This is a genomic window from Desulfobacula toluolica Tol2, assembly GCF_000307105.1.
In the GTDB taxonomy this organism is placed as follows: domain Bacteria; phylum Desulfobacterota; class Desulfobacteria; order Desulfobacterales; family Desulfobacteraceae; genus Desulfobacula; species Desulfobacula toluolica.
This window is the reverse complement of record NC_018645.1, coordinates 3,945,662-3,967,905: the sequence shown is the minus strand read 5'-3', so window position 1 is coordinate 3,967,905 and position 22,244 is coordinate 3,945,662. Positions and strand designations below refer to the sequence as shown.

The following is a 22,244-nucleotide window of genomic DNA, read 5'->3' as shown; positions in this document are numbered from 1 at the left end:
ATAACAAGATCTAACAGGTTCTTAATTTTTTAGAATTTTAAGCTCAACCGTGTTCCAACTTCCCATGGATCTTCATCATGTACGTCATTTTCTGTTGTGCTGTCACCAGCAAAAAGATATGCACCGACAACATCAAGGTTCAGGCCGTCAACAAGCTCATATGTAGCTTTAAGATCAATTTCAAATCCAAGATCTTCATCAAGTCCTGGAGCCAGTTCTTCATTTACCATGGCATACCATAGATCTGCTGAAAGGCTCAGTTTCTCCATGGGAACAACAGTGACACCTATGTTTGCAGCGGTGATATTTGTAGGTGAGGTTCCGGGTGAGTTATTTGATGCACAAGCGCCCATATCAAATAGACCTTTACCCATAATTTCCGACCAGTAATAAGTTGCTCCTGTTTTGCTGGGAATACCAATTACTGTAAATGCTTCGTCATCATCATCTGCTGTATTATCATCACCGGTGAGGTAAAATGCCTGGCCGTGAATATTCAACATATCAGTTATGTTAATTTTAGCACCTGCTGCTGCAAGCCATGCTTTAATATCGTTATCTCCATTATCTCCGCCATTATAAACGAATGTACCCCAAAGAGAAGTTCCAGCTAAATTAGCATCCACATCCAGACCTGCAAACCATATTGAATCGTCGTTGTCAGCATCTATATAAGTAAAAACCGGGGTTAATTTTACAGTATCAAGATCAGCAGTATAGGATAAACTGTAAGCAGTGATATCGTCGCCAGCATTGTCGCCGTTCTCTTCAAATTTAAGATATTTAGCTGTTACGCCATTGCTTGCCAAAATAACACCTGAAGCAGCATCATCAAACACAAATCCGCGATGAATAACGGTCTGCTGGGTACCAACCTTTGCATTCAAAGCACCAAGATTAAAGTCTGCGTAAGTGTTTTTTACTTCTATTGCAACAGCATCAGCACCGATGTCGCCATATGATGTGGAACTTCCCCAGTCTGCATCCATTTCAAATGCGTTGACAAACTTAAGGTTGTCATTAATGGTAGCGGTGTAAAAAAGACGGGTTCTGGTGTCTGCCTTGGCTACATCATCTTGTACACCACCAGACTCATCAGAAGTTCCGTCAAAATTTTTCTGGGTATACATTCTTACACGCCAATACCCGCCAAAATCATGTTCAACTGCAAATGATGGGGCTGTAAATGCAAGCCCGATCAAGGTAACAAGAACTGCAATAAATAATTTTTTCATCTTTTCTCCCTTTTAAAAAGAAAATTAAAAATAGATTTGATCTGCCTTAACCAATTAAGACAGGTTTTAGTATCTATAGTAGAATTTAATATCAAGGTCAAGTTTCAAAAAAAAATAATTTTTTTTAATGCTCAACTTGCTATCAAGTCATGCCGGATTAAATTTCAAGGGTATTGTACAGAGTTTAGGGAAATATGACAGTTTATTTTAAAATATCAGTACTTTTTGATAACGGGGTGTGTGATCATAATTTTAAAACTAAAAAACAAAAAAAAAGCCGGATATGCACTGAAAGAAATCAGATGCAATGTCCGGCTTTGATATAGTAGCATCCAAGTGATGCTTAAATGCTTAGAAGCTTAAACTCAACTGTGTTCCAACTTCCCAGGGATTCTCATCATTTGCAGCATTGCCTGTTGTTCCGTCATCGGCAAAAAGATATGCACCGATAACATCAAGACTCAGCCCATCAACAAGTTCATATGTGGCACTAAGATCAATCTCAAATCCAAGATCTTCATCTGCCCCTGCAGCGACTTCATTTAGTCTGGCATACCACAGGTCGGCTGAAATACTCAGTTTTTCCATGGGAACAAAGGTTACGCCTATATTGGCTGCAGTAATGTTTGAGATTTCAACTCCGGGTGAGTTGTTGGATACATAATCATCAAATATGCCTTCACCCATGATCTCGGCCCATGCATAAGACTGCCCGTCGATAGTTGTGAAGTTTTCAATATCATCGTCCGCAGCGTTATCATCGCCTGTAGCATAAAATGCCTGTCCGTGAAAACTGATCATGTCACTCAGAGTAACATCGGCACCTGCTGCTGCAAGCCATGCTTTTATATCGTTTGATCCGTCTTCTCCTCCATTATAAATAAAGGTTCCCCAAAGAGCAGTTCCTCCAAGATCAGCGTCTACATCCAGGCCAATAAACCATGCGGAATCATCATCGTCATCATCTACATATGTAAACACCGGGGTTAACTTTACGGCGTCAAGATCTGCAGTATAGGATAAACTGTAAGCAGTGATATCGTCGCCGGCATTATCGCCGTTCTCTTCTATTTTAAGATATTTAGCAATTACACCGTTACTTGTCAGAACAACACCTGAAAAATCTTCATCAAAAATAAAACCACGCTGAATGACTGTCCCCTGGGTGCCAACTTTTGCATTTAAAGCACCAAGATTAAAATCCGCATAAGTGTTTTTTACTTCTATAGCAACAGCATCCGCACCGATATCACCATATGATGAGGAACTTCCCCAGTCGGCATCCATTTCAAACTTGTTGACAAGTTTGAGGTTGTCGTTAATAACCGCTGTGTAGTAAAGGTGTGTTCTGGTGTCTGCCATGGAGCTGTCCATACTGCCGGAGTCATCTCCTGAAAAATCTTTCATGGAGAACATTCTCACACGCCAATAACCCCCGAACTCGTGTTCAACAGCAAATGACGGGGCTGTAAATGCAAGTCCGATAAAGGTGACAATCATAGCAATAAATATTTTTTTCATCCTTACTCCCTTTTTTAAAAAAAACAAAATAGATTTATTACCTCATTATTGAGATAAATTTTTCTATTTATAGTAAAATTTAATATTAGGGTCAAGTGGTTATGGCTGGTTTTTTTTTGAATTTTATGCCATGCTTTCGGATTTGATTGTTTGGAATGTCTTTTTTTACGGTTTCCGGCATAAGAGAACAGGGGCAGGCCTTTTGGCTTTACATTATATATATTATGGTATAATTAACATTTTAAAATGTAGGGTGAGTGCGCCTGTATAATTAAATATTTTAAAAAAATAAAGGGTGTGAAATTGAACAATAACTATTTGAAATTTAAACTTTTTATTATATTTTTTTTTCTGATATTCCCTGATTTTGTTTGTGCTTCTTTAAGCGAAAAAAAAATAGTGGTGTCTCCGTTTAAAATTGAATCCCAGGAAAATCTTGAATTTCTTGAAAAAGGCGTAGTTCACATGCTTGAAACACGGCTTAAAGTCCCGGGGCATTCATCGGTTGTGTTCTCGTCTGATAACCTGGAAATTGAATCTGTAAAAGCAGACTATCTCCTTGAAGGAACCATACTTGTTTTTGGAGACAGTGTCAGTACAGATGCAAAACTTATCAATGCCAGTTCAGGAGAGATTGAGCTTGTGTTCAGTCAATTTGGAAATAAAAAAGGGGACGTGTTAAAACACATTGACCTGTTTGCGGAACAGATCAGAACAGATGTTCTCAATCTTGCACCAAGGCAAGGGAATACTGGCGTATCGGAAAAAACAGCACGATATGTGCCCTATGCAGAGCCTCAAAAACCGGTCATCTGGCGAAGCCCTTCCTTTGATACGGAAATGAAAAGCATTGCAGTTGCTGACATTGATAATGATTCAAAAAATGAAACCATTGTGCTTTCAAGCAATATGCTCAGTGTTTTTCAACGGACAGGCAACAGTTTTAAAAAAATGTCGGAGCTTCGTCTTGCATCCGGTAATAAACGCCATTTGTTTGTGGACGTCGTTGACCTTGATGCCGATGGGACACAGGAAATATTTGTTACAGGCATTAATGATGATACTCTGGAGCCGGACTCCATTTTATACCACTGGAATACATCCGGTTTGATAAAAGTTGCCGATCATATCAAATGGCTGTTCAGGGCTGTTGATACAAAAAGTTACGGAAGGATACTTCTTGGGCAAAAAACAAGAGGGGAGGGTGAAAGGCGGCTTAAAACCGGAATAACCCGGTTGAAAATGGATGAATCAGGCCAGCTGTCACCTGCAGAATTGTCCCTTCCTTTTGCGGATAATATTTTTGGGCTTGCATTTGGTGACTTTATGAATAATGGCAAGGAAACCATTGCTGTTCTGAATCTTAAAGGAACTCTTTCTCTTTATTCTTTTGACGGACGGGAACTTTTTACAAGTGCCGACACATATGGCGGAAGCGGTTCATATGTTGAGTATAAAGGTATGAGATATAACCGGGATAGCGGATATCAGATGAGCAGGATATATCTGCAGCAAAGGCTGTTTGCATCAGATCTCGACCAGGACGGCAAAACCAGTCTGGTTACAGTTAAAAATCAGGATGCTGCAAAAGGTTTGCTTTCAAGGCTTCGCGTATACAACAAAGGCAATATTGAATCTCTTTTGTGGAATGAGATGGGAATGGCACCAAAGGGAAGAACGCAGACGGTTTCAGGATATATATGTGATTATACAATTGCCGACATGGATAATAATGGTAAAAAAGAGGTTATATTTGCAATTGTCAGTTCAAAGGGAGTTCTTCAAAAAAAGATAAGCCGAATTGTGAGCCAGAGTTTTATTGTTAAAGGGATGATGCAGCCTTTTTAATTGATAAAGATATGGAAAAACTTTAAAGACAGTTGAAAAACCCCGTGTTGCCTCTTTTGGGAACACGGGGTTTTTTTTATTGTAAAGCGCTGTTTTATGGTTGCAAAAAAATTACCAGAATTTCCACCAGGGGTCATTTGTTTTGCTCTGATGTATGGGCATCATTTGTTCCGGGTGAATTCTTTTTAACTCTTCTTCGCTGATCAGTTTTTCTTTTTCCATTCGTTCAAATGTGGTTGTTGTCCTGTCAAATACTTTTTTATTGATTTTTGCTGAAATGAGATTGATTTTTTTAATCACCTGATCAATTTTTTCGGTTTGATCATAAAAGGTCAAATAGGACCGGTTTTCAATATCATATAACTTTACATCAAGGCTGAAAGCATTTGCAAATTCTGTGATGCTGCCTGTCATCACATATTCTGCACTGGTGTCTTGCGCAATGTTGAAGATCCGTTCATTTTCCGTGACAGCCGTCAAATTATCAAGGCTGCCGGAAAGTTTGTGCCTGTCAATCACCCTTACATGATCCCTCCAGGAAATCCTTGAATACAGCATGTTCCAGGCACCGGAAGTGATATAGGATATGTCGGACTGTGAATTTGTTTCAAACGGGAGAATCACAATGTTTTTGATGTTTTGTGTATTTGCCATGCCGGAATTGAACGGAATCAGGATGGATAAGATAAACCACAAAAGGCACTGTTTTATTGAAAAATTTGACGGGTTCACAATACGCTCCAAGTTATAGTTTGCTTTTTAATAATTGGGTGATGATTTTAGGGTCTGCCTTGCCACGGGTTTTTTTCATGATCTGTCCCATAAAAAAACTGAAAAGCTTGGTTTTTCCATCCCGGTAGGCAGCTACTTCATCCGGGTTTTCATTTATTATATCCGTAACCATGGATTCAAGTTCTGATTGATCCGACAATTGTTCAAGTCCATTCTCTTTTACAATGGCTTCAGGGTCTTTTGATGTTTCTATCATTTCCTCGAACACTGTTTTTGCAGCGGTTGCATTTATTTTTCCCTCTTCAATCAATCTCAGGAGTTTTGAAAATTCTTCAGCCGTTACCGGGGATTCAGTGATGGGGATTGCTTTTGTGTTGAGCATGCCCAGTAAGGTTGTCAAAATCCAGTTGGCAGCCTGTTTTTTGTCTTTCAAAGGGGCTGCGGTTGCTTCAAAAAAATCGGCAAGTTCAATGGATGAGGTCAGAACTGCAGCATCATAGTCAGCCAGTTTATAGGTCTTGATAAACCGGGATTGCTTTTCATCAGGCAGTTCCGGCATGTCTTGGGCAACTTTTTGTATCCACTGGTCGTCAACAATGAGGGGAACCAGGTCCGGATCGGGAAAATACCTGTAGTCATGGGCCTCTTCTTTGCCGCGCATGGCGCTGGTCTTGTTCTTGGATGGATCCCACAGCCGCGTTTCCTGGATCACATGCTTGCCTTCTTCCAAGACATATGTCTGGCGCTGAATTTCATAGAGAATGGCCTTTTCAACATTTTTAAAGGAGTTGAGATTTTTAAGTTCAGCTCTTATGCCGAATTCTTTTTGTCCTTTGGGTCTTAGGGATATATTGGCATCGCACCTGAAGCTGCCTTCTTCCATGTTGCCGTCGCACACATCAATATATTTTAAAATGGCGTGCAGCTTTCTTAAATAGGCACCTGCCTCTTTTGCAGACCGAATATCAGGTTCACTGACAATCTCAATCAGCGGCACTCCGGTCCTGTTCAAATCCACCATACTTTTTGCCCTGGAAGGATCATGAATCAGTTTTCCCGCATCCTCTTCCATATGAATCCTGGTAATGCCTATTCTTTTGTTGCCGGATGCGTCGGTTTCAATGTCAAGGTATCCATGTTCGGCAATGGGCAAGGCATATTGTGATATCTGGTAGCCTTTTGGAAGATCCGGATAAAAATAGTTTTTCCTGTCAAACCGGCTTTCCCGGTTTATTTTGCAATTTGTGGCAAGTGCCGCTTTGATGGCAAAAGAAACCGCCAGCTTGTTCAGAACAGGCAATACGCCGGGCATGCCCGTACAAACAGGGCAGGTGTTGGCATTGGGGGACTTTCCGAATTCTGTGGAACAGCCACAGAAGATTTTGGTTTTGGTTTTTAATTGTGCGTGGACTTCAAGGCCGATGACAGGTTCAAACTGCATGGATAATTATTTCCCTTATAGAGTTATTTTTTGTTTGATAATTTCAGATAACAATAACCTCCTTTTATAACCTTGAAATTTTCATTAATCAATATAATTTTTATTGCATAAAAACGGCTAAAAAAGTATAACCGATTGTTTTTATTGCTATCATAAATTAAAAAGGACCGTGTTTAATGAAGTTTTTTCTTTGTGTCATCGGTATGGTAATGATTGTTGAGGGGCTGCCATACTTTGCATTTCCCGGTAAAATGAAAGAAATGGTTCAAGTTATCATAGGGCTTGATGAGATGAATCTTAGAAAGTTCGGTTTTGTTTTGATGCTGGCCGGGCTTTGCATTGTATATTTTGCCATGGGTGGTTTTGGACCAGATGGATTTGAATCAGATGGTATTAAACTGGGTGGGTTCTGATGTTTCAATTATCCGACTATGCCTATGATCTGCCACCTCAAAAAATTGCACAGACACCCTGTAAAAACAGAAGTAACTCCCGGTTGCTTCACTTGGACAGGAACTCCGGGATTGTTGCCCATCATCAGTTTGACGATATTCTCACATTGCTCAAAGATGATGATCTTCTGGTGATCAATAATACAAAGGTGGTTCCGGCACGGCTGTTTGGCCAGAAAGAGACGGGTGGTAAAATTGAAGTTTTGATTATTGATTATGCCGCTGGAATGAAGCATCTTGAAAAAACCGGTTTTTTTCAGTGCGATTGCCTGGTTAAGGCGTCAAAAAGTCCGAAAAAAGGGGCCAGGCTCTATTTGGCAGATACAGTTGAAGCAAGGGTTGAACAGGTAAAGGGAAATGTTTTTGAAATCAGATTTTTAAATGGAGATAAATTTTCAGACTTTCTGAAAAAATCGGGTAAAATTCCTCTGCCGCCTTATATAAAAAGGGAAGATCCCTCTTCAGGCCAAACTGATCCTGATGACTACCAGACGATTTATGCATCCAACGAGGGTGCGGTTGCCGCTCCCACTGCAGGACTTCATTTTACAAATTCCCTGATGGCGGATTTAAAGAAAAAAGGTATTGAATTTGCCCCCATTACCCTTCATGTCGGGTATGGTACATTTGTGCCGGTAAGAGTACAAGATATCAGGGAGCATCAGATTCATTCAGAGTATTTTTCCTTGTCCAAAGATAGCGCAGATAAGATCAACAGGGCCAAGCATCAAAATCGCCGCATTGTTGCAGTAGGGACCACAAGTGTCAGAACTTTGGAGTTTCTTTCCGATGAAACCGGCTTTGTCACGGCACAAACCGGTCAGTGCGATCTTTTTATATATCCTGGTTACACCTTTAAATGCGTGGATGCCATGATTACCAATTTTCACCTTCCTGAATCCACTTTATTGATGCTGATATCCGCTTTCTACAGCAGGGAGCATATATTGGACGCATACCAGGAAGCCATAAACAAGGATTATCGATTTTTCAGTTATGGTGATGCCATGCTGATCGAATAACTGCCAAGGGCAGAGAGGGCCATTTTTTACAATAATATGGTTTTTCTGATTTGCTCTTAATACCCTGAAGGGCAGAAACCAAAACATGAAAGCTCATCATAAATAGCATTAAGTTTTTTTCATGCTATTTATGGTGATAAAAAAGAGAAACATGTTGAAATTCAAAATTTTAAAGCAATCCAATAAAAGTAACGGTTCAGATCATTGCAGGGCCAGGCTTGGTACTATTGCAACCGATCATGGTGTTATTGACACCCCTATTTTTATGCCGGTGGGCACTCTGGGTTCAGTGAAGGCCGTCAGTGTTGAAGAGCTTGATAATTGCAAGGCCCAGATTATTCTGGGCAATACCTATCATCTTTATTTAAGGCCGGGGTGTGATGTGATTGAGCATATGGACGGCCTTCATGAATTTATCCGGTGGAATAAACCCATGCTGACCGATTCCGGCGGATTCCAGTTTTTTTCATTGGCAAAGCTGGCTAAATTTTCCGATGAAGGAGTTGCATTCCAATCTCATATTGACGGATCTCGACATATGTTTTCGCCTGAAAAAGCAGTTGAAATCCAAATGATCCTGGGATCGGATATCATGATGTCCCTTGATTGGTGCATTGGGTATCCGGCCGATGAAAAACAGACCATGGAAGCCTTGAACAAGACAACCCTGTGGGCAAAGCGAGGGTTTGATTTCTGGCAGGAAAAAGGGGCTGTGAACAACCTGTTCGGCATTGTACAGGGAGGGATGTACAAGCACCTTCGCACTCTTTCGGCTGAACAATTGACGCAGATTGATTTTCCGGGCTTTGCCATTGGCGGATTAAGTGTTGGTGAACCCAAAGAGTTCATGTATGAAATGGCCTGCCATACCCTGCCGTTGCTGCCGGCTAACAAACCCAGATATATCATGGGGGTGGGCACCCCCGAAGACCTGGTGGAACTTGTGGGAATGGGTTGTGACATGTTTGACTGTGTCATGCCATCAAGAAATGCCAGGAATGGACAGCTGTTCACCTCTAAGGGAACCATAAATATTCCCAATGCAAAATTCAGGTTTGACAAAGGTCCCATTGATACGGATTGTAATTGTTATACCTGTCAAAATTATTCGCGCAGCTATTTGAGGCATTTGTATAAGTCAAGGGAGCTGTTGGCTTACAGACTTAATACCATTCACAATATTTATTATTATCTTGATCTGATGGAAAAAATGCGGGATGCTATTAAACAAGACAGGTTTTTAGAGTTTAAGCGTGAATTTTATTCCAAACGGCAGAAATAAATTGGGCTAAGCTTAAGTCAATAAAAGTTGAGTCAAGATATAATATAAAAATAAGGAAGTAAACCAATGCACGAGATGGGGATTGCCCAGCAATTGGTTAAGATTGCCATAGACGCTATTCCTGAAGATATTGAAAATCCAAAGGTTGAAATTTTGAATCTGAAAATCGGGAAACTTGCATCCGTGGTTGAACACAGTTTGAGCTTCTGTTTTGAAATTATCGCACAAAATACGCCCCTGGCAACTGCCAGGCTTAACATTGACTTTATTCCGGTAAAGGTTCTGTGTAAATCCTGTGGCAACACATGGGAAGTTACGGGGCCTGTGTTTAAATGCCTTTTTTGTGAGGATGGCGATGTTCAAATGCTCACTGGAAGGGAAATAGAGATCACGTCCCTGGAGCTTAGCGATGAATAATGGATTGAGTCAGGCTTGCATTATTGTGCTTTTTTTTGGGTTTGATGATATATTTTGATAAAAATCACAATAAAATAAGCTTGACCCCGTTTGATACCATATGGATCATAAAAAGCAGATAAATCTATGGAAATAAATATTCAAAAAAGAGTTCTTGAAGCAAATGACACACAAGCTGATATGAACAAAAAGTTTTTTAAAGATCGGAATGTGTTTGTGTTGAACATGATGTCATCTCCTGGTTCAGGAAAAACCGAGACCCTTTGTAAAACCCTGGCAAAATTGATGCCTATGATAAGGGTAGGGGTGATTGTGGGCGATATATGCACTACCAATGATGCAGAGAGGCTTGAAGTCACGGGTGCCAAAGTCACCCAGATCAATACGGATCAGTTTGGCGGGGACTGCCACCTGGCGGCCCATCTGGTTCTTGCTTCGGCAAGGCGGTTGGGATGTGAAGACCTTGATCTTCTTATCGTAGAAAATATCGGGAATCTTGTGTGTCCGGCTGAATTTGATATTGGTGAAGATGCAAGGGCTGTAGTGCTAAGTGTTACTGAAGGAGAAGACAAACCATTGAAATATCCCCTGATGTTCAGGGTGGCGGACATCGCTATTTTAAATAAAATTGACTTGTTGCCTTACCTTGATTTTGATGCCGGGCTGGTAAAAGATAATATGAAACAGGTGCATCCGGGCCTGCCTGTATTTGAGATTTCAGCCAAGACTGAAAAAGGCTTTGGGCCATGGCTTGAGTGGCTTAGAATAAAGGTGTTTGAAAAAACAGGAAAAGGCCTTTGAATCCCCTTGCCTTGGACCGGTGTAAAAGAATTATAAGAGGAAAGATAGAAAAGAGAGGAAAAATTATGGAAAAGAAAGAGATGGCCTTTGCCGGTTCCTGGTATCCTGCAACGGCTGAGGAGTGTGAAACTTCCATACAAGGCTTTTTAAAAGAAAAACAAGGGCCTTGTGCCGGCAGTTTTATGGGGGGGATTGTTCCCCATGCCGGCTGGTATTATTCAGGATCAATTGCCTGCAGGGTTATTGCTTCTCTTAAGTCTGATGAAAAAATCGATACCATTATTCTGTTTGGCGCTCATATGCACAAGCAGTCCGAACCCTTTATTCTGACCCATGGTGCAGTTGAAACACCTTTCGGAGATATTGAGGTGGACAAAAAATTGGTGGATAAAATTTGCGCAGGTATCAGTGTCCGTCACAGAGCGCCCAATAAATTTCCGGATGACAATACTCTTGAGGTTCAATATCCGTTTATCAAGTATTTTTATCCGGATGCAAAAATAGTGGTCTGCGGTGTTGCACCCTCTTTTTTTGCCGCTGTGATTGGAAGTATGGCAGTGGGTGAGGCACAAAATTTGTCAAGAAATATCAGGATAATCGGGTCCACGGATATGACACACTATGGCCCTGATTTTGGATTTACACCTGCTGGAACCGGTGAAAAAGCAGTGGAATGGGTAAAAAATGAAAATGATCAAAATGCCATCCATGCAATGAAAGAAATGGATACGTCAAAGATTATTGCCCAGGGCCTGGACCATAAGAACATGTGCTGTGCAGGTGCTGCGGCAGCCACAGTTGCAGCCTGCAAAAAACTTGGCGCAGTCAAGGCTGTGGAACTTGACTACGCCACAAGTTTTGAGAAATCTGCTTCCTCAAGTTTTGTAGGATATGCAGGGATGCTTTATGAGTTGTCCTGAATAAGCCGTATAGCTGCTTCAATCCTTTGAACGGTTTTTTCTTTGCCAAGGGCCAGAAGCATTTCAAAAATGCCCGGGCTCACTGTTGTTCCGGTGATGGCAACCCTTAACGGCTGGGCAATTTTTCCGAATTTGAGGTCGGTTTCTTCCATGATCTGTTTGAACACGTTTTCAAGTGCTTCCTGGGTATACGCTTCAAGGCCTTTGATATAACCGGCTGATTTTTGCAGCATATCCAGTACGTCAGGTTTTAGAAATTTTTTAGCTGCTTTTTCATCAAACTGAACCTCATCCAGGTAATAAAAAACAGCGCCCTGTGCCATTTCAACAAGGGTTTTACTTCTGGGTTGAAGGGTTTCAATAACCCCCTGGGTAAAGGCATTGTTTTGTGCATCAATCCCCAACTCTTTGAGATGAAACAAGAGATGGTCTGCCAGTTCAGCCGGGCTTTTACTTTGAATATGCTTGGCGTTCAGAGCTGTTAGTTTGTCCGTGTCAAACATTGATGCGGATCTGCCCAGGTGTTCCAGGTTAAACTTTTCAATGAGGTCGTCTCTTGTGAAAAATTCCTGGTCACCATGAGACCATCCCAGGCGGACCAGGTAATTGATCATGGCATCAGGCAAAAATCCCATTTTTTTGTATTCTCCAACGGACATGGCACCATGCCGCTTGCTCAGGCGTGATTTGTCGGCTCCCAGAACCATGGGAACATGTCCGAAAACCGGCATTTCTGCGCCAAGGGCCTGGTATATCAGCATCTGTTTCGGGGTGTTGATTAAATGGTCGTCCCCCCGGATAATGGTGTTGATCCCCATTGTCAGGTCATCAATCACCACGGCCAGGTTGTACATGGCAGATCCGTCGCTTCTTCTGATAATAAAGTCGTCTATTTCCGAATTTTGAAAAGATGTCGCACCTTTTACAACGTCCTGGACAATGGTTACGCCGGAATCAGGGGTTTTAAGTCGAACAACGGTATTGTCCGCTTTTTCGAGATTTCTGTTTCTGCACTTGCCGTTGTACATGGGTTTTTGTCCGTTGGCCTTTGCCTCTTCCCTCATGGCATCAATCTCTTCAGGCGTACACGAACAATAGTAGGCTGCCCCTGATTTGATCAATTTTTCTATGTATTCATTATAGATGTCATATCTTTGGGTTTGAAAATAGGGGCCTTCGTCCCAGTCAATGCCGAGCCATTCCAGGGATTCGAGTATTGCATCCACTGACTCTTCTGTGGATCTTGCCGCATCAGTATCTTCGATTCTTAAAACAAATTTTCCCTTTTTTTTTCGTGCATACAGCCAGTTAAACAGAGCTGTCCTTGCCCCGCCAATGTGAAGGTATCCGGTTGGGGAGGGGGGAAATCGTGTGATGATTGTATCCATTGGTTCTCCATAAAATAAATATTGTGTAAAATCGAGACTTTAAGTACCATAAGACGTATTTTCATTCAAGTGTGAGCAAGAAAAAAACATCCCCCCCCCTTGACAGATATTTTTGGCATCACATAAAACAGGGTTTAAAAAAACTTATACTGGATGCCAAACGCAAGGAAAGTAATCTCTTTTTCATAAGTTATGGGTTGATCAAAACGATTTATAAAGGATGCGTCTTTATAAAAAACATGACCTAAACTGAAAATCAGGTTTAAGTTTTCGTTCATCTGATATCCCAGGCTGCTGCCAAGGGTATGGGCATCAAGTTCAGGTAATTCCGGGGTCATATCTTTGGCATCCACACCCGTGTTTGTGTAAAGGTATCCAAGGGTGACTTTTAAAGTGTCTGTGCAGGCATATTCAAAACCGATACCAATATCATACCCATTATCCACAGCGCTCTCATCTCTTGAGGTTCCGGCAATATCTTTGAAGCCAGCGTCGTTGTTTAGATATAAGGTCAGGTTGCTTTCAGCTCTTATCTTCGGACTGATCTTATATGACACGCCTGCTGCCAATACAGCTGGAAGATTCCTGCTTCTTTTCTGGCCATCTACAACGCCAAAGCTGGAAAGAAGTGGTCCTGCCGGGGTAATGAAATCCCTTTTTACGTCAGCTTCATAATCCAGGTCAACTTTTGTGTCATAGTGAAGGCCCAAATTCAGGGCATCAAAAGGAGAAAAGTTGATCCCGATGATGCCACCAAAGCCATCCGCCTCTTCCTCAAACGATAAATCAATGGGAAAAGGTCCGGGAAGGGTTACGAGGCCTTTCATTTTTCGGTCGCTTTTTACATATCGTACTCCAAGGGAGACAGACCACATATCATTGAATGAGTATGCACCGCCTATAGTATAGCCAAGCCCTATAGCCTCGGCCTTTAGATTCTCATCTATGTAAGGGGCCAGGCCCCCGCTTAAGACCATTCTGACAAAATTGGTAGTTGCATTTCCGTTTTCAAAGTTAACTTTCCCGCCGCCCACAACATTGGAGACTCCAAAAAAACCTGCCCATTTATCTTTTTTATATATCGTAAAAATGCCGGGGACAATTGAGGATTTATCCTGATCAAAATCATGTCCATTGATTTTATTGTTGTAGTTTTTTGCAACATAATGGGCGGATACGTTTCCATAAAATCCGTTTTCCATTTTCATGATTCCGGCAGGATTATACATGACAATATCTGCACTGTCAGTTGCAGCATTCCGGTTCAGAATGCCGATATATTCAGCGCTCCAATTGGTTTTGTTGTCCGCACCTCCTGCCCACAATACTGAAGATTCCATTAAAAAGACCATCCAAATAACAATCATCATGCCTGGTTTTTTCATTGTTTCCTCCTAAATGTGATTTGTTTTAATATGCTCAAGTAAAAATTGTATTACCTATAAGCCTCAGTAATTTATTTAAAATAATATTAATGTTGCGACTTGGATAACGATAGTTGTCTTTTGAAATTGAGATTATTAGACCTTTACATACTCGACTATGGTATGTCAATAGTAGAAGTGTCGTTTTTTAGTATGATTGCCTCTAAGGCTTTGATGGAAGGTGTTTGGGAAGATCATTTCGCTTCTTTGTGTTTTTATTTTTTACTTAATTTTTGCTTTCTCAGTTTAATTTAACAGACGATTATTTCGTGGAATAGAATTTTTCTGAAAAGAATATTAAATTTATATTTGAGTGAAATTGTTTATAAATTGTCAAAAGCGATTGTTTTTTAAGTTCTTTTTAAATTCTTGACACTTTTCATAAATTGATGTAAAAATGTGTGTTTATTATGTTGGCTTATAGTAAAATAAATTCAAATAAATTAATATAGTTAGGAGAGATCAATGGCAGTTCCAAAACAAAAGAGTTCCAAGGCAAGAGGCAGAAAAAGACGCACACATTACAAGGTAAGCGCTCCCACAGTGAGCGTATGTCCGGAATGCCAGGAACCCAAGCTTCCCCATGCAGCCTGCCCGGAATGTGGTGCGTATAAAGGCAGAAATATAAATGCTCAGGCTGACGACAACGAATAGGGCAAGGACGAAGGATAGATCAAGGAGGCAGTCTAAATATGACCGTTGAAACAAAAGTTAAAAAAGTGATCGCAGAAAAGATACCTGATATTGATATTGAGGATGTTGTCCCGGAAGCCTCTTTGATCGAAGATTTAGGCGCTGATTCCCTGACAATCGTTGAATTGGTCATGTCAATGGAAGAAATTTTTGAAATTGAAATTGATGATGATGACGCTGAAAAACTGCTCACGGTTCAGGATGCCATTGATTTTATCAAAGCAAAATCTTAAATAAGGGTAAATAAAATGGATAAATACAAGTCCATTATCATTGGAAGTGATCATGCAGCCTATGAATTGAAAGAAAAAATCAAGGCGTATCTCATTGATAAAGGTTATTTGGTTGCAGATGCAGGGACTCAAAGTGAGGCATCTGTAAATTATGTGACCTATGGGAAAAAGGTTGCCAAAGCGGTCTCAAACGGTCAATATTTAAAAGGGATTTTGCTTTGCGGCACCGGGCTTGGCATGTCCATGGTTGCTAACCGGTTTGCAAATGTAAGAGCGGCTCTTTGTTCTGATATTTTTTCAGCAAAGATGAGCCGGGTTCATAATGATTCCAATATCCTGGTTATCGGTGGCCGTATCGTGGGAGATGTTCTGGCATTTGAACTTGTTCAAACCTGGCTGGATACCGGCTTTGAAGGCGGACGCCATCTTGAACGGATTCAAGCAATTGACAATTAGCAATACCGGAAGGGGCAGGTAAAATGGGATATATCAAGCAGACGGATTTTGAAATTGCAAAGATTATTGAACTGGAAGCAGACCGCCAGGAATATGAATTAAATCTGATTGCTTCTGAAAATACGGTTAGTCCTTCAGTAATGGAAGCACAGGGGTCTATATTGACCAATAAGTATGCAGAAGGATATCCTTCCAGGCGGTATTATGGCGGTTGTGAGTTTGTGGATCAGGCAGAGGATCTGGCCATTGAACGGGCTAAAAAGCTGTTCAATGTCGAATATGCAAATGTTCAGCCTCATTCAGGCTCCCAGGCCAATATGGCTGTTTATTTTGCATTGCTGAACCCGGGGGACCGGATTCTTGCCATGGATCTTTCACATGGTGGTCACCTGACCCATGGGGCTGCTGTCAGTTTTTCTGGCAGGTTATATGATTTTGCCCATTACGGATTGTCGCCGAAAACTCAGATGATTGATCTGAATAAGGTTGAAGATCTTGCAAAAAAACATCAGCCCAAGTTGATTGTAGCGGGTGCCAGTGCGTACCCCAGGATTATAGACTTTAAAGGGTTTTCCGATATTGCCAAGTCAGTGGGGGCTCTTTTTATGGTGGATATGGCTCACATTGCAGGGCTTGTGGCAGCCGGTGTTCATCCAAGTCCGGTGGGATTTGCAGATGTGATCACCTCAACCACCCACAAAACCCTGAGAGGGCCTCGAGGCGGTTTGATTCTGTCTTCAGAAAAATTTGCCAAGGCCATCGGCAGCCAGATATTCCCGGGGATTCAGGGCGGACCTTTGATGCATGTGATTGCAGCCAAAGCAGTTGCCTTTAAAGAAGCTTTGGAAGACTCTTTTGCGGATTATCAGAAACAGGTAATCAAAAATACGGCTGCCCTGGCAAGTGTTATACTGAAAAGAGGGTATAAACTTGTTTCCGGTGGAACAGACAATCATATGGTACTGGTTGACTTCAGTCAGCGGGATATTTCCGGTAAGGATGCCGAAGAACGGCTTGGTAGGGCTGGTATCACTGTGAATAAAAATACGGTTCCAAACGAAAAACGCGGCCCCTTTGTCACCAGTGGTATCAGGATCGGGCTTCCCCTTGTTACATCCCGGGGTATGGATGAGGCGGCCGGCAAAAAAATAGCCACCTTTATCTGTGATGTCTTGGATGATGAAAAAAATATTGAAGCCGTGGCAAGAAACGTAAGGGCGCTTTGCATTGAATACCCCTTATATGTCGGCAAATCAACCCATGACTGACTCCTTGTCTGACAGACCCTCATGGCATGAATACTTTATGGGGATTTGTGATCTTGTGTCCGGTCGTTCCACCTGCATAAGAAGAAAGGTGGGCGCGGTACTGGTGAAGGAAAAAAGAATTCTTTGCTCAGGTTATAATGGCGCGCCAGCTGGTGTACCCCATTGCAGTGAGACCGGATGTCTGCGAGAACAATTAAAAGTGCCGTCCGGGGAAAAGCATGAGTTGTGCCGTGGTGTTCATGCCGAACAGAATGCCATTATCCAGGCAGCCTATCATGGTGTGCAGGTGAAGGGGGCTGTCCTTTATTGCACCAATCAACCCTGTTCAATTTGTGCAAAAATGATTGTCAATGCAGGAATTAAAACCGTGTATTATAAAGATGGATATGACGACCCATTGACTCTGGATATGTTTGACAAAGCCAAAGTGAAACTGATACTGCTTGATACTTAAACAACAAAAGAGGCCAACATGAAGTGTCCATTTTGCGGAAACCTGAATACAAGAGTTGTTGATTCGCGTCCGGGCAAAATCGATCTTGAAGTTCGCCGACGCAGGGAATGCCCGGAATGCAGCCAGCGGTTTACCACCTATGAGCGGGTTGAGCAGATTCCCATCATGATTGTCAAAAAAGATAACCGCAGGGAGGAATTCAACCGGGAAAAGGTTCTTACGGGTATTAAAAAAGCCTGTGAAAAAAGAGCCATCAGTATCAATCAGATTGAAGACATCGTGGATGACATTGAACGGAATTTAAGAGAAATCAATGACCGGGAAATTTCATCTAAATTTGTGGGTGAAAAAGTGATTGAGGCCTTAAAGCAAATTGATGATGTTGCTTATGTCCGGTTTGCTTCTGTTTACAGAGACTTTAAGGATGTGGCTGATTTTATACAGGAACTCAAGGGTATGATTTCAAAAGAATGTCTGCCTCTTGAATTCAATGCGATATCGGATAAGCCTGATGACAGATAATGACTATATGAGCCTGGCAATATCTCTTGCAGGAAAAGGCAAAGGTTTCACCTCTCCCAATCCTTGTGTCGGTGCTGTTGTGGTTAAGGATGGAAGGGTTGTCGGAAAAGGGTTTCACAGGGCGGCAGGGCTTGCCCATGCCGAAGTGGAAGCCATTGATGATGCGGGTTACATGGCAAAGGGTGCCACCATTTATGTGACTCTTGAACCGTGTAATCATTTTGGCAAAACTCCTCCCTGCACCCATAAAATTATCAATGCCGGAATAAAAAAAGTTGTTGTGGGCTGTAAAGATCCCAATCCCAATGTGTGTGGCGGTGGAATAGCCTACCTGCGAGACAATGGGATTGAAGTTGTCACAGGCGTTCTACAGAAAGAAGCCCAAGCCCTGATTGAAGAGTTTATCTGGTATGTTCAAAATAACAAGACCCCTTTTGTGATTTTGAAATGTGCATCTACCCTGGATGGAAGAATTGCAACCGCTACCGGGGATTCAAAATGGATTACCAATGAAAAGTCACGGGTGTTTGTGCATAAGATTCGTCATCAGGTGGATGCCATCCTGGTGGGTTCAGGAACCTTGCATGCCGATAACCCTTCGCTTACATCAAGAATTGAAGGTGTTCAGACAAAAGATCCTGTCAGAATTATTCTGGATACACATTTAACCATTAAAGAAGATGCAAACGTTTTGACCCAGAAGTCCAATGCCAAAACCATAATTGTCACGGGTACTGGTGCATCAAAAGAAAAAAGAGCCTTGATTGAAAGCAAAGGGGCCCAGATTCTTGAAGTCTCGTTGAAACAAGAAAAACTTGATTTAAATGAACTGATGATTAAGTTAGGAAAAATGTCGATTTTAAGCCTCCTGATTGAAGGCGGAAGCGTGGTGGCAGGGTCAGCGCTAAAGGCCGGTATTGTAAACAAAGTGCTGTTTTTTCTGGCACCCAAATTTTTAGGCTCTGATGACGGCATCCCGGTGTTTCAGGGAAAAGGCCCGAAGTTGATAAAGGATGCCTTTGAATTGAAAAAATCGACGGTCACCCTGTTTGACACGGATATGCTGGTGCAAGGGTATTTAAACTAATATAGTACAAATTAATATGGTACAGGTCAGGTGCAGCTTAACTGAATGTAAAAAAAGGTTTAGGAAACAAAGATAGTGTTTACAGGAATCATTGAAAGTTTTGGAACCATAAAACGCATTGAGTCCAGCGGTGAGGGAAAAGTTCTTCATATCGGCTGTGATCTGGATCTGTCTGAAAGCAAAATAGGTGATTCAATTGCTGTAAACGGTGCCTGTCTTACGGCTGTCAGCCTTGAAAAGCATGCTTTTAAAGTGGATATGGCACCTGAGACGGTTGAACGGACAACTTTCAAGTCTTTGACAACAGGCTCGAGAGTTAATATCGAACGGGCGCTAAAATTGTCGGATCGGATTGACGGCCACCTGGTATCGGGTCATATTGATGGAACAGGAATCATTTCTTCCATGGTACGAAAGAGCAATGCCGTGATTATCAAAATTGATGTGCCTTCAACGCTTGGATCAGACATGATTGAAAAAGGATCTGTTGCCATTGAAGGCATAAGCCTGACCATCAACAAGTGTTCTGATAAAGACTTTCAGGTCAGTATCATTCCTCATACCGCGGATATTACAACCATAGGGTTAAAAAGGGTCGGAGATGAGGTCAATATTGAAACCGATATGATCGGAAAGTATGTAAAAAAGATTTTAAGGGGAAGTGTTTCTAAAAATGATGCGTTGCCCAAGGGGGAAAAAGACATCAGCATGGAGCTTCTCGCAAGGAACGGATTTTTATAACTGCCACGGGCAGGCCCGGAATTTCATCCGGGTTTGTCCCCACAACAAAGGTTGAAAGTCAATACTGGTCTTCCAGGACTTTGTATATAAAACCTTAAGGATTTGAATATGCCGCATTTAACAATTGAACAGGCCATTGAAGATATTAAAAACGGTAAAATGGTCATCCTCGTGGATGATGAAGACCGGGAAAATGAAGGTGATCTGACCATGGCAGCCCAGGCTGTAACACCTGAAGCCATCAATTTTATGGCCACATATGGACGGGGATTGATCTGTCTTTCCCTTGATTCCACTATTGCAGACCGGCTTGATCTGCCCATGATGGTGGATAACAATACTTCACAATACGGTACGGGATTTACCGTTTCTATTGAGGCCAAAAAAGGTGTGACTACAGGGATTTCCGCAGCCGACCGGGCAACAACCGTTCTTACAGCCGTGGCAGATGACACCACTCCCAATGATATCGCAAGGCCAGGACATATTTTCCCTTTAAGGGCAAGGGACGGCGGCGTCATGGTCAGGATCGGACAGACGGAAGGTTCTGTTGATCTGGCTCGTCTGGCAGGGCTGAAACCTGCTGGCGTGATTTGTGAAATTATGGATGACGACGGAACCATGGCAAGAATGCCTTCCCTGGAAAAATTTGCAAAAAAACACGGAATTGGTATCTGCACGGTTGCGGATCTGGTTAAATACCGGCTTAGAACGGAAAGTTTTGTTAAAAGAGCTGCCCAGACCGTGATCCCCACAAAGGTTGGCGGTGAGTTTAAAATAATTGCCTATGAAAACGATATGGATAGCCTGACCCACATTGCCCTTGTCAAAGGGGATATTGATTCTGAAAAAGAAATCCTTGTAAGGGTTCATTCGGAATGTATGACAGGTGATATTTTTTCATCTCTTCGATGTGACTGCCAGGATCAGCTCCACAAGGCCATGGCCATGATGGAAGAAGAAGGCTGCGGGGTGCTGCTGTACCTTCGCCAGGAAGGCCGAGGCATCGGTCTTGTGAATAAATTAAAAGCCTATGAATATCAGCGTCAGGGCCTGGATACTGTTGAAGCCAATGAAAAACTCGGGTTTGATGCCGATATGAGAGATTATGGTGTAGGTGCCCAGATGCTGGTGGATCTGGGGGTTAAAAAAATGCGCCTTCTGACCAACAACCCCAAAAAAATGATCGGCCTTGAAGGTTATGGATTAAGTGTTGTTGAACAGGTTCCAATTGAAGTTGCGCCCAATTGCCATAACAAGGGTTATTTAAAATGCAAGCAGGCTAAAATGGGGCATTTGCTTCATATGTAAGCGTTTTTGTGTGATCAATTTCATGAGATCAGTGACTGAACTAAAATTGTAAAATAATATAAAGATTTAAGGATATATAAATGCCAAAAATTATCGAAGCCGGATTGCAGGCTCAGGGTAAAAAATTTGGAATCATTGCTTCCCGTTTTAATGATTTTATTACCGGAAGGCTTGTCGAAGGTGCGCTTGATGCACTCATCAGAAGCGGCGCAGAAGATAAGGATATCACCCTTTTAAAAGTTCCGGGTGCCTTTGAAATTCCTCTGGCTGCAAAAAAAATGCTGAACCATGGATCATATGATGCCATCATCTGCATTGGAGCCGTTATTCGGGGTGCCACCACCCATTATGATTATGTGTGCGCCGAAGTCTCCAAAGGAATTGCATCTGTCAGTCTTGAAGCCGATATTCCGGTGATGTTTGGCATCCTTACCACAGAAACCATTGAGCAGGCCATTGAAAGAGCAGGTACAAAGGCCGGCAACAAAGGGTTTGATGTTGCCCTTGGTGCGGTTGAAATGGCAAATCTTTCCGATAGTCTGAAAAAGGCTGAATAAAATTATGGGGGACCGCAGGCAGGCAAGGGAACTTGCACTTCAGATTCTTTTTTCTTTTGATATGGATAAGGTTGATCCGGATGAAAGTTTGGAGGCCTTTTGTACCAATAATGAAGAAAAACTCACACAAGGAGTTGAGCCTTTTTTTATGGATCTTGTAAAGGGTGTAAGGGAAAACCAGCCTAAAATTGATGCACTGTTAAACACATATTCAAAAAACTGGAAAATTTCCAGGATGCCTGTGGTAGACCGGAACATTATGCGTATTGCAATATTTGAATTTTTAAAGCATACGGATATCCCATGCAGTGTAACCATAAATGAAGCAGTTGAAATCGGTAAAAAATACGGCACACGGGATTCCGGGTCTTTTATCAATGGTGTTCTGGACCGTATAAAATCCCTTGAAGGGTTTGAATAGCTAAAAATTTTGGAGGGT

The 22,244-nt window shown here is 41.9% G+C and carries 24 protein-coding genes; 18 read left to right on the top strand and 6 right to left on the bottom strand.

The window, feature by feature from the left end; all coding sequences use genetic code 11:
* Positions 1–29 precede the first annotated feature (29 nt).
* Together TOL2_RS18060 and TOL2_RS18055 are read right to left on the bottom strand one after the other, a co-directional pair.
* Positions 30–1,235, bottom strand: coding sequence for an alginate export family protein (locus TOL2_RS18060; protein ID WP_014958734.1), 1,206 nt, complete (start codon positions 1,233–1,235; stop codon positions 30–32).
* 351 nt (positions 1,236–1,586) lie between these two features.
* Positions 1,587–2,756 carry an alginate export family protein gene (locus TOL2_RS18055; protein WP_014958733.1) on the bottom strand — a complete coding sequence of 390 codons (1,170 nt, stop codon included), beginning with the start codon at positions 2,754–2,756 and terminating at the stop codon, positions 1,587–1,589.
* A 303-nt stretch (positions 2,757–3,059) separates the two neighbouring features.
* On the opposite strand from TOL2_RS18055, the gene TOL2_RS18050 reads away from it, so the two are divergent.
* Entirely contained in the window at positions 3,060–4,604 is a 1,545-nt protein-coding gene (locus TOL2_RS18050) for an FG-GAP-like repeat-containing protein (RefSeq protein ID WP_014958732.1), read from the top strand.
* A gap of 111 nt (positions 4,605–4,715) precedes the next feature.
* Here TOL2_RS18050 and TOL2_RS18045 read toward each other — a convergent pair whose 3' ends face one another.
* Positions 4,716–5,336 carry a hypothetical protein gene (locus TOL2_RS18045; protein ID WP_041279611.1) on the bottom strand — a complete coding sequence of 207 codons (621 nt, stop codon included), beginning with the start codon at positions 5,334–5,336 and terminating at the stop codon, positions 4,716–4,718.
* A 13-nt stretch (positions 5,337–5,349) separates the two neighbouring features.
* Positions 5,350–6,777, bottom strand: a complete 1,428-nt coding sequence (gene gatB, locus TOL2_RS18040; RefSeq protein WP_014958730.1) for an Asp-tRNA(Asn)/Glu-tRNA(Gln) amidotransferase subunit GatB — start codon at positions 6,775–6,777, stop codon at positions 5,350–5,352.
* Between the two features lie 176 nt (positions 6,778–6,953).
* Here gatB and TOL2_RS18035 point away from each other — a divergent pair, with 176 nt between their 5' ends.
* The 6 genes from TOL2_RS18035 (at position 6,954) to amrB (ending at position 11,671) form a co-directional block, all read left to right on the top strand.
* Complete coding sequence (locus TOL2_RS18035; protein WP_014958729.1) at positions 6,954–7,190, top strand: DUF2065 domain-containing protein; 237 nt, start codon at positions 6,954–6,956, stop codon at positions 7,188–7,190.
* Complete coding sequence (gene queA / locus TOL2_RS18030; RefSeq protein ID WP_014958728.1) at positions 7,190–8,251, top strand: tRNA preQ1(34) S-adenosylmethionine ribosyltransferase-isomerase QueA; 1,062 nt, start codon at positions 7,190–7,192, stop codon at positions 8,249–8,251. Before TOL2_RS18035 ends, queA begins: the two co-directional genes overlap by 1 nt.
* A 151-nt stretch (positions 8,252–8,402) precedes the next feature.
* A complete protein-coding gene (gene tgt, locus TOL2_RS18025; protein WP_014958727.1) occupies positions 8,403–9,533 on the top strand; it encodes a tRNA guanosine(34) transglycosylase Tgt in 1,131 nt (376 codons plus the stop codon).
* A 66-nt stretch (positions 9,534–9,599) separates the two neighbouring features.
* A complete protein-coding gene (locus tag TOL2_RS18020) occupies positions 9,600–9,950 on the top strand; it encodes a hydrogenase maturation nickel metallochaperone HypA/HybF (protein ID WP_014958726.1) in 351 nt (116 codons plus the stop codon).
* Between the two features lie 126 nt (positions 9,951–10,076).
* Complete coding sequence (hypB, locus tag TOL2_RS18015) at positions 10,077–10,751, top strand: hydrogenase nickel incorporation protein HypB (protein ID WP_014958725.1); 675 nt, start codon at positions 10,077–10,079, stop codon at positions 10,749–10,751.
* 65 nt (positions 10,752–10,816) lie between these two features.
* Positions 10,817–11,671 carry an AmmeMemoRadiSam system protein B gene (gene amrB / locus TOL2_RS18010; protein WP_041280120.1) on the top strand — a complete coding sequence of 285 codons (855 nt, stop codon included), beginning with the start codon at positions 10,817–10,819 and terminating at the stop codon, positions 11,669–11,671.
* Here the strand turns inward: amrB and gltX are convergent.
* Together gltX and TOL2_RS18000 are read right to left on the bottom strand one after the other, a co-directional pair.
* Complete coding sequence (gene gltX / locus TOL2_RS18005; protein ID WP_014958724.1) at positions 11,656–13,059, bottom strand: glutamate--tRNA ligase; 1,404 nt, start codon at positions 13,057–13,059, stop codon at positions 11,656–11,658. The genes amrB and gltX overlap by 16 nt on opposite strands.
* Positions 13,060–13,193: 134 nt before the next feature.
* Complete coding sequence (locus TOL2_RS18000) at positions 13,194–14,444, bottom strand: OmpP1/FadL family transporter (protein ID WP_014958723.1); 1,251 nt, start codon at positions 14,442–14,444, stop codon at positions 13,194–13,196.
* A 504-nt stretch (positions 14,445–14,948) separates the two neighbouring features.
* Between TOL2_RS18000 and rpmF the strand changes: the two genes are divergently transcribed.
* From rpmF to nusB, 11 genes are all read left to right on the top strand, one after another.
* A complete protein-coding gene (rpmF, locus tag TOL2_RS17995) occupies positions 14,949–15,137 on the top strand; it encodes a 50S ribosomal protein L32 (RefSeq protein ID WP_014958722.1) in 189 nt (62 codons plus the stop codon).
* A gap of 38 nt (positions 15,138–15,175) precedes the next feature.
* Positions 15,176–15,409, top strand: coding sequence for an acyl carrier protein (acpP, locus tag TOL2_RS17990; protein WP_014958721.1), 234 nt, complete (start codon positions 15,176–15,178; stop codon positions 15,407–15,409).
* A 15-nt stretch (positions 15,410–15,424) separates the two neighbouring features.
* Positions 15,425–15,865: a ribose 5-phosphate isomerase B gene (gene rpiB, locus TOL2_RS17985; protein WP_041279610.1), complete on the top strand. Its 441-nt coding sequence runs from the start codon at positions 15,425–15,427 to the stop codon at positions 15,863–15,865.
* A gap of 23 nt (positions 15,866–15,888) precedes the next feature.
* Positions 15,889–17,133, top strand: coding sequence for a serine hydroxymethyltransferase (gene glyA / locus TOL2_RS17980; RefSeq protein WP_014958719.1), 1,245 nt, complete (start codon positions 15,889–15,891; stop codon positions 17,131–17,133).
* The gene (locus tag TOL2_RS17975) at positions 17,126–17,587 is read left to right on the top strand and encodes a deoxycytidylate deaminase (protein ID WP_041279609.1); all 462 of its coding nucleotides are present in this window, start codon (positions 17,126–17,128) and stop codon (positions 17,585–17,587) included. Before glyA ends, TOL2_RS17975 begins: the two co-directional genes overlap by 8 nt.
* Positions 17,588–17,605: 18 nt before the next feature.
* A complete protein-coding gene (gene nrdR, locus TOL2_RS17970; RefSeq protein WP_014958717.1) occupies positions 17,606–18,109 on the top strand; it encodes a transcriptional regulator NrdR in 504 nt (167 codons plus the stop codon).
* Positions 18,099–19,196: a bifunctional diaminohydroxyphosphoribosylaminopyrimidine deaminase/5-amino-6-(5-phosphoribosylamino)uracil reductase RibD gene (gene ribD, locus TOL2_RS17965; RefSeq protein WP_014958716.1), complete on the top strand. Its 1,098-nt coding sequence runs from the start codon at positions 18,099–18,101 to the stop codon at positions 19,194–19,196. Before nrdR ends, ribD begins: the two co-directional genes overlap by 11 nt.
* Positions 19,197–19,271: 75 nt before the next feature.
* On the top strand, positions 19,272–19,937 hold the full coding sequence (locus TOL2_RS17960; RefSeq protein ID WP_014958715.1) for a riboflavin synthase: 666 nt from the start codon (positions 19,272–19,274) through the stop codon (positions 19,935–19,937).
* Between the two features lie 108 nt (positions 19,938–20,045).
* Positions 20,046–21,248, top strand: a complete 1,203-nt coding sequence (locus TOL2_RS17955; RefSeq protein WP_014958714.1) for a bifunctional 3,4-dihydroxy-2-butanone-4-phosphate synthase/GTP cyclohydrolase II — start codon at positions 20,046–20,048, stop codon at positions 21,246–21,248.
* An 80-nt stretch (positions 21,249–21,328) separates the two neighbouring features.
* Positions 21,329–21,805, top strand: a complete 477-nt coding sequence (gene ribH, locus TOL2_RS17950; protein ID WP_014958713.1) for a 6,7-dimethyl-8-ribityllumazine synthase — start codon at positions 21,329–21,331, stop codon at positions 21,803–21,805.
* A gap of 4 nt (positions 21,806–21,809) precedes the next feature.
* Positions 21,810–22,226 (top strand): transcription antitermination factor NusB, encoded by a 417-nt coding sequence (nusB, locus tag TOL2_RS17945; RefSeq protein ID WP_014958712.1) that lies wholly within the window; start codon positions 21,810–21,812, stop codon positions 22,224–22,226.
* Positions 22,227–22,244: the final 18 nt, after the last annotated feature.

Bases quoted from the DNA above. Each gene is read 5' to 3' on its own strand.
- nrdR (WP_014958717.1), top strand. From the start codon at position 17,606: ATGAAGTGTCCATTTTGCGGAAACCTGAATACAAGAGTTGTTGATTCG.
- TOL2_RS18000 (WP_014958723.1), bottom strand. From the start codon at position 14,444: ATGAAAAAACCAGGCATGATGATTGTTATTTGGATGGTCTTTTTAATG.
- TOL2_RS17955 (WP_014958714.1), top strand. From the start codon at position 20,046: ATGCCGCATTTAACAATTGAACAGGCCATTGAAGATATTAAAAACGGT.
- amrB (WP_041280120.1), top strand. From the start codon at position 10,817: ATGGAAAAGAAAGAGATGGCCTTTGCCGGTTCCTGGTATCCTGCAACG.
- rpmF (WP_014958722.1), top strand. From the start codon at position 14,949: ATGGCAGTTCCAAAACAAAAGAGTTCCAAGGCAAGAGGCAGAAAAAGA.
- acpP (WP_014958721.1), top strand. From the start codon at position 15,176: ATGACCGTTGAAACAAAAGTTAAAAAAGTGATCGCAGAAAAGATACCT.
- TOL2_RS17975 (WP_041279609.1), top strand. From the start codon at position 17,126: ATGACTGACTCCTTGTCTGACAGACCCTCATGGCATGAATACTTTATG.
- ribH (WP_014958713.1), top strand. From the start codon at position 21,329: ATGCCAAAAATTATCGAAGCCGGATTGCAGGCTCAGGGTAAAAAATTT.
- glyA (WP_014958719.1), top strand. From the start codon at position 15,889: ATGGGATATATCAAGCAGACGGATTTTGAAATTGCAAAGATTATTGAA.
- ribD (WP_014958716.1), top strand. From the start codon at position 18,099: ATGACAGATAATGACTATATGAGCCTGGCAATATCTCTTGCAGGAAAA.
- nusB (WP_014958712.1), top strand. From the start codon at position 21,810: ATGGGGGACCGCAGGCAGGCAAGGGAACTTGCACTTCAGATTCTTTTT.
- TOL2_RS18055 (WP_014958733.1), bottom strand. From the start codon at position 2,756: ATGAAAAAAATATTTATTGCTATGATTGTCACCTTTATCGGACTTGCA.
- rpiB (WP_041279610.1), top strand. From the start codon at position 15,425: ATGGATAAATACAAGTCCATTATCATTGGAAGTGATCATGCAGCCTAT.
- tgt (WP_014958727.1), top strand. From the start codon at position 8,403: ATGTTGAAATTCAAAATTTTAAAGCAATCCAATAAAAGTAACGGTTCA.
- hypB (WP_014958725.1), top strand. From the start codon at position 10,077: ATGGAAATAAATATTCAAAAAAGAGTTCTTGAAGCAAATGACACACAA.
- gatB (WP_014958730.1), bottom strand. From the start codon at position 6,777: ATGCAGTTTGAACCTGTCATCGGCCTTGAAGTCCACGCACAATTAAAA.
- TOL2_RS18060 (WP_014958734.1), bottom strand. From the start codon at position 1,235: ATGAAAAAATTATTTATTGCAGTTCTTGTTACCTTGATCGGGCTTGCA.
- TOL2_RS18020 (WP_014958726.1), top strand. From the start codon at position 9,600: ATGCACGAGATGGGGATTGCCCAGCAATTGGTTAAGATTGCCATAGAC.
- TOL2_RS18035 (WP_014958729.1), top strand. From the start codon at position 6,954: ATGAAGTTTTTTCTTTGTGTCATCGGTATGGTAATGATTGTTGAGGGG.
- queA (WP_014958728.1), top strand. From the start codon at position 7,190: ATGTTTCAATTATCCGACTATGCCTATGATCTGCCACCTCAAAAAATT.
- gltX (WP_014958724.1), bottom strand. From the start codon at position 13,059: ATGGATACAATCATCACACGATTTCCCCCCTCCCCAACCGGATACCTT.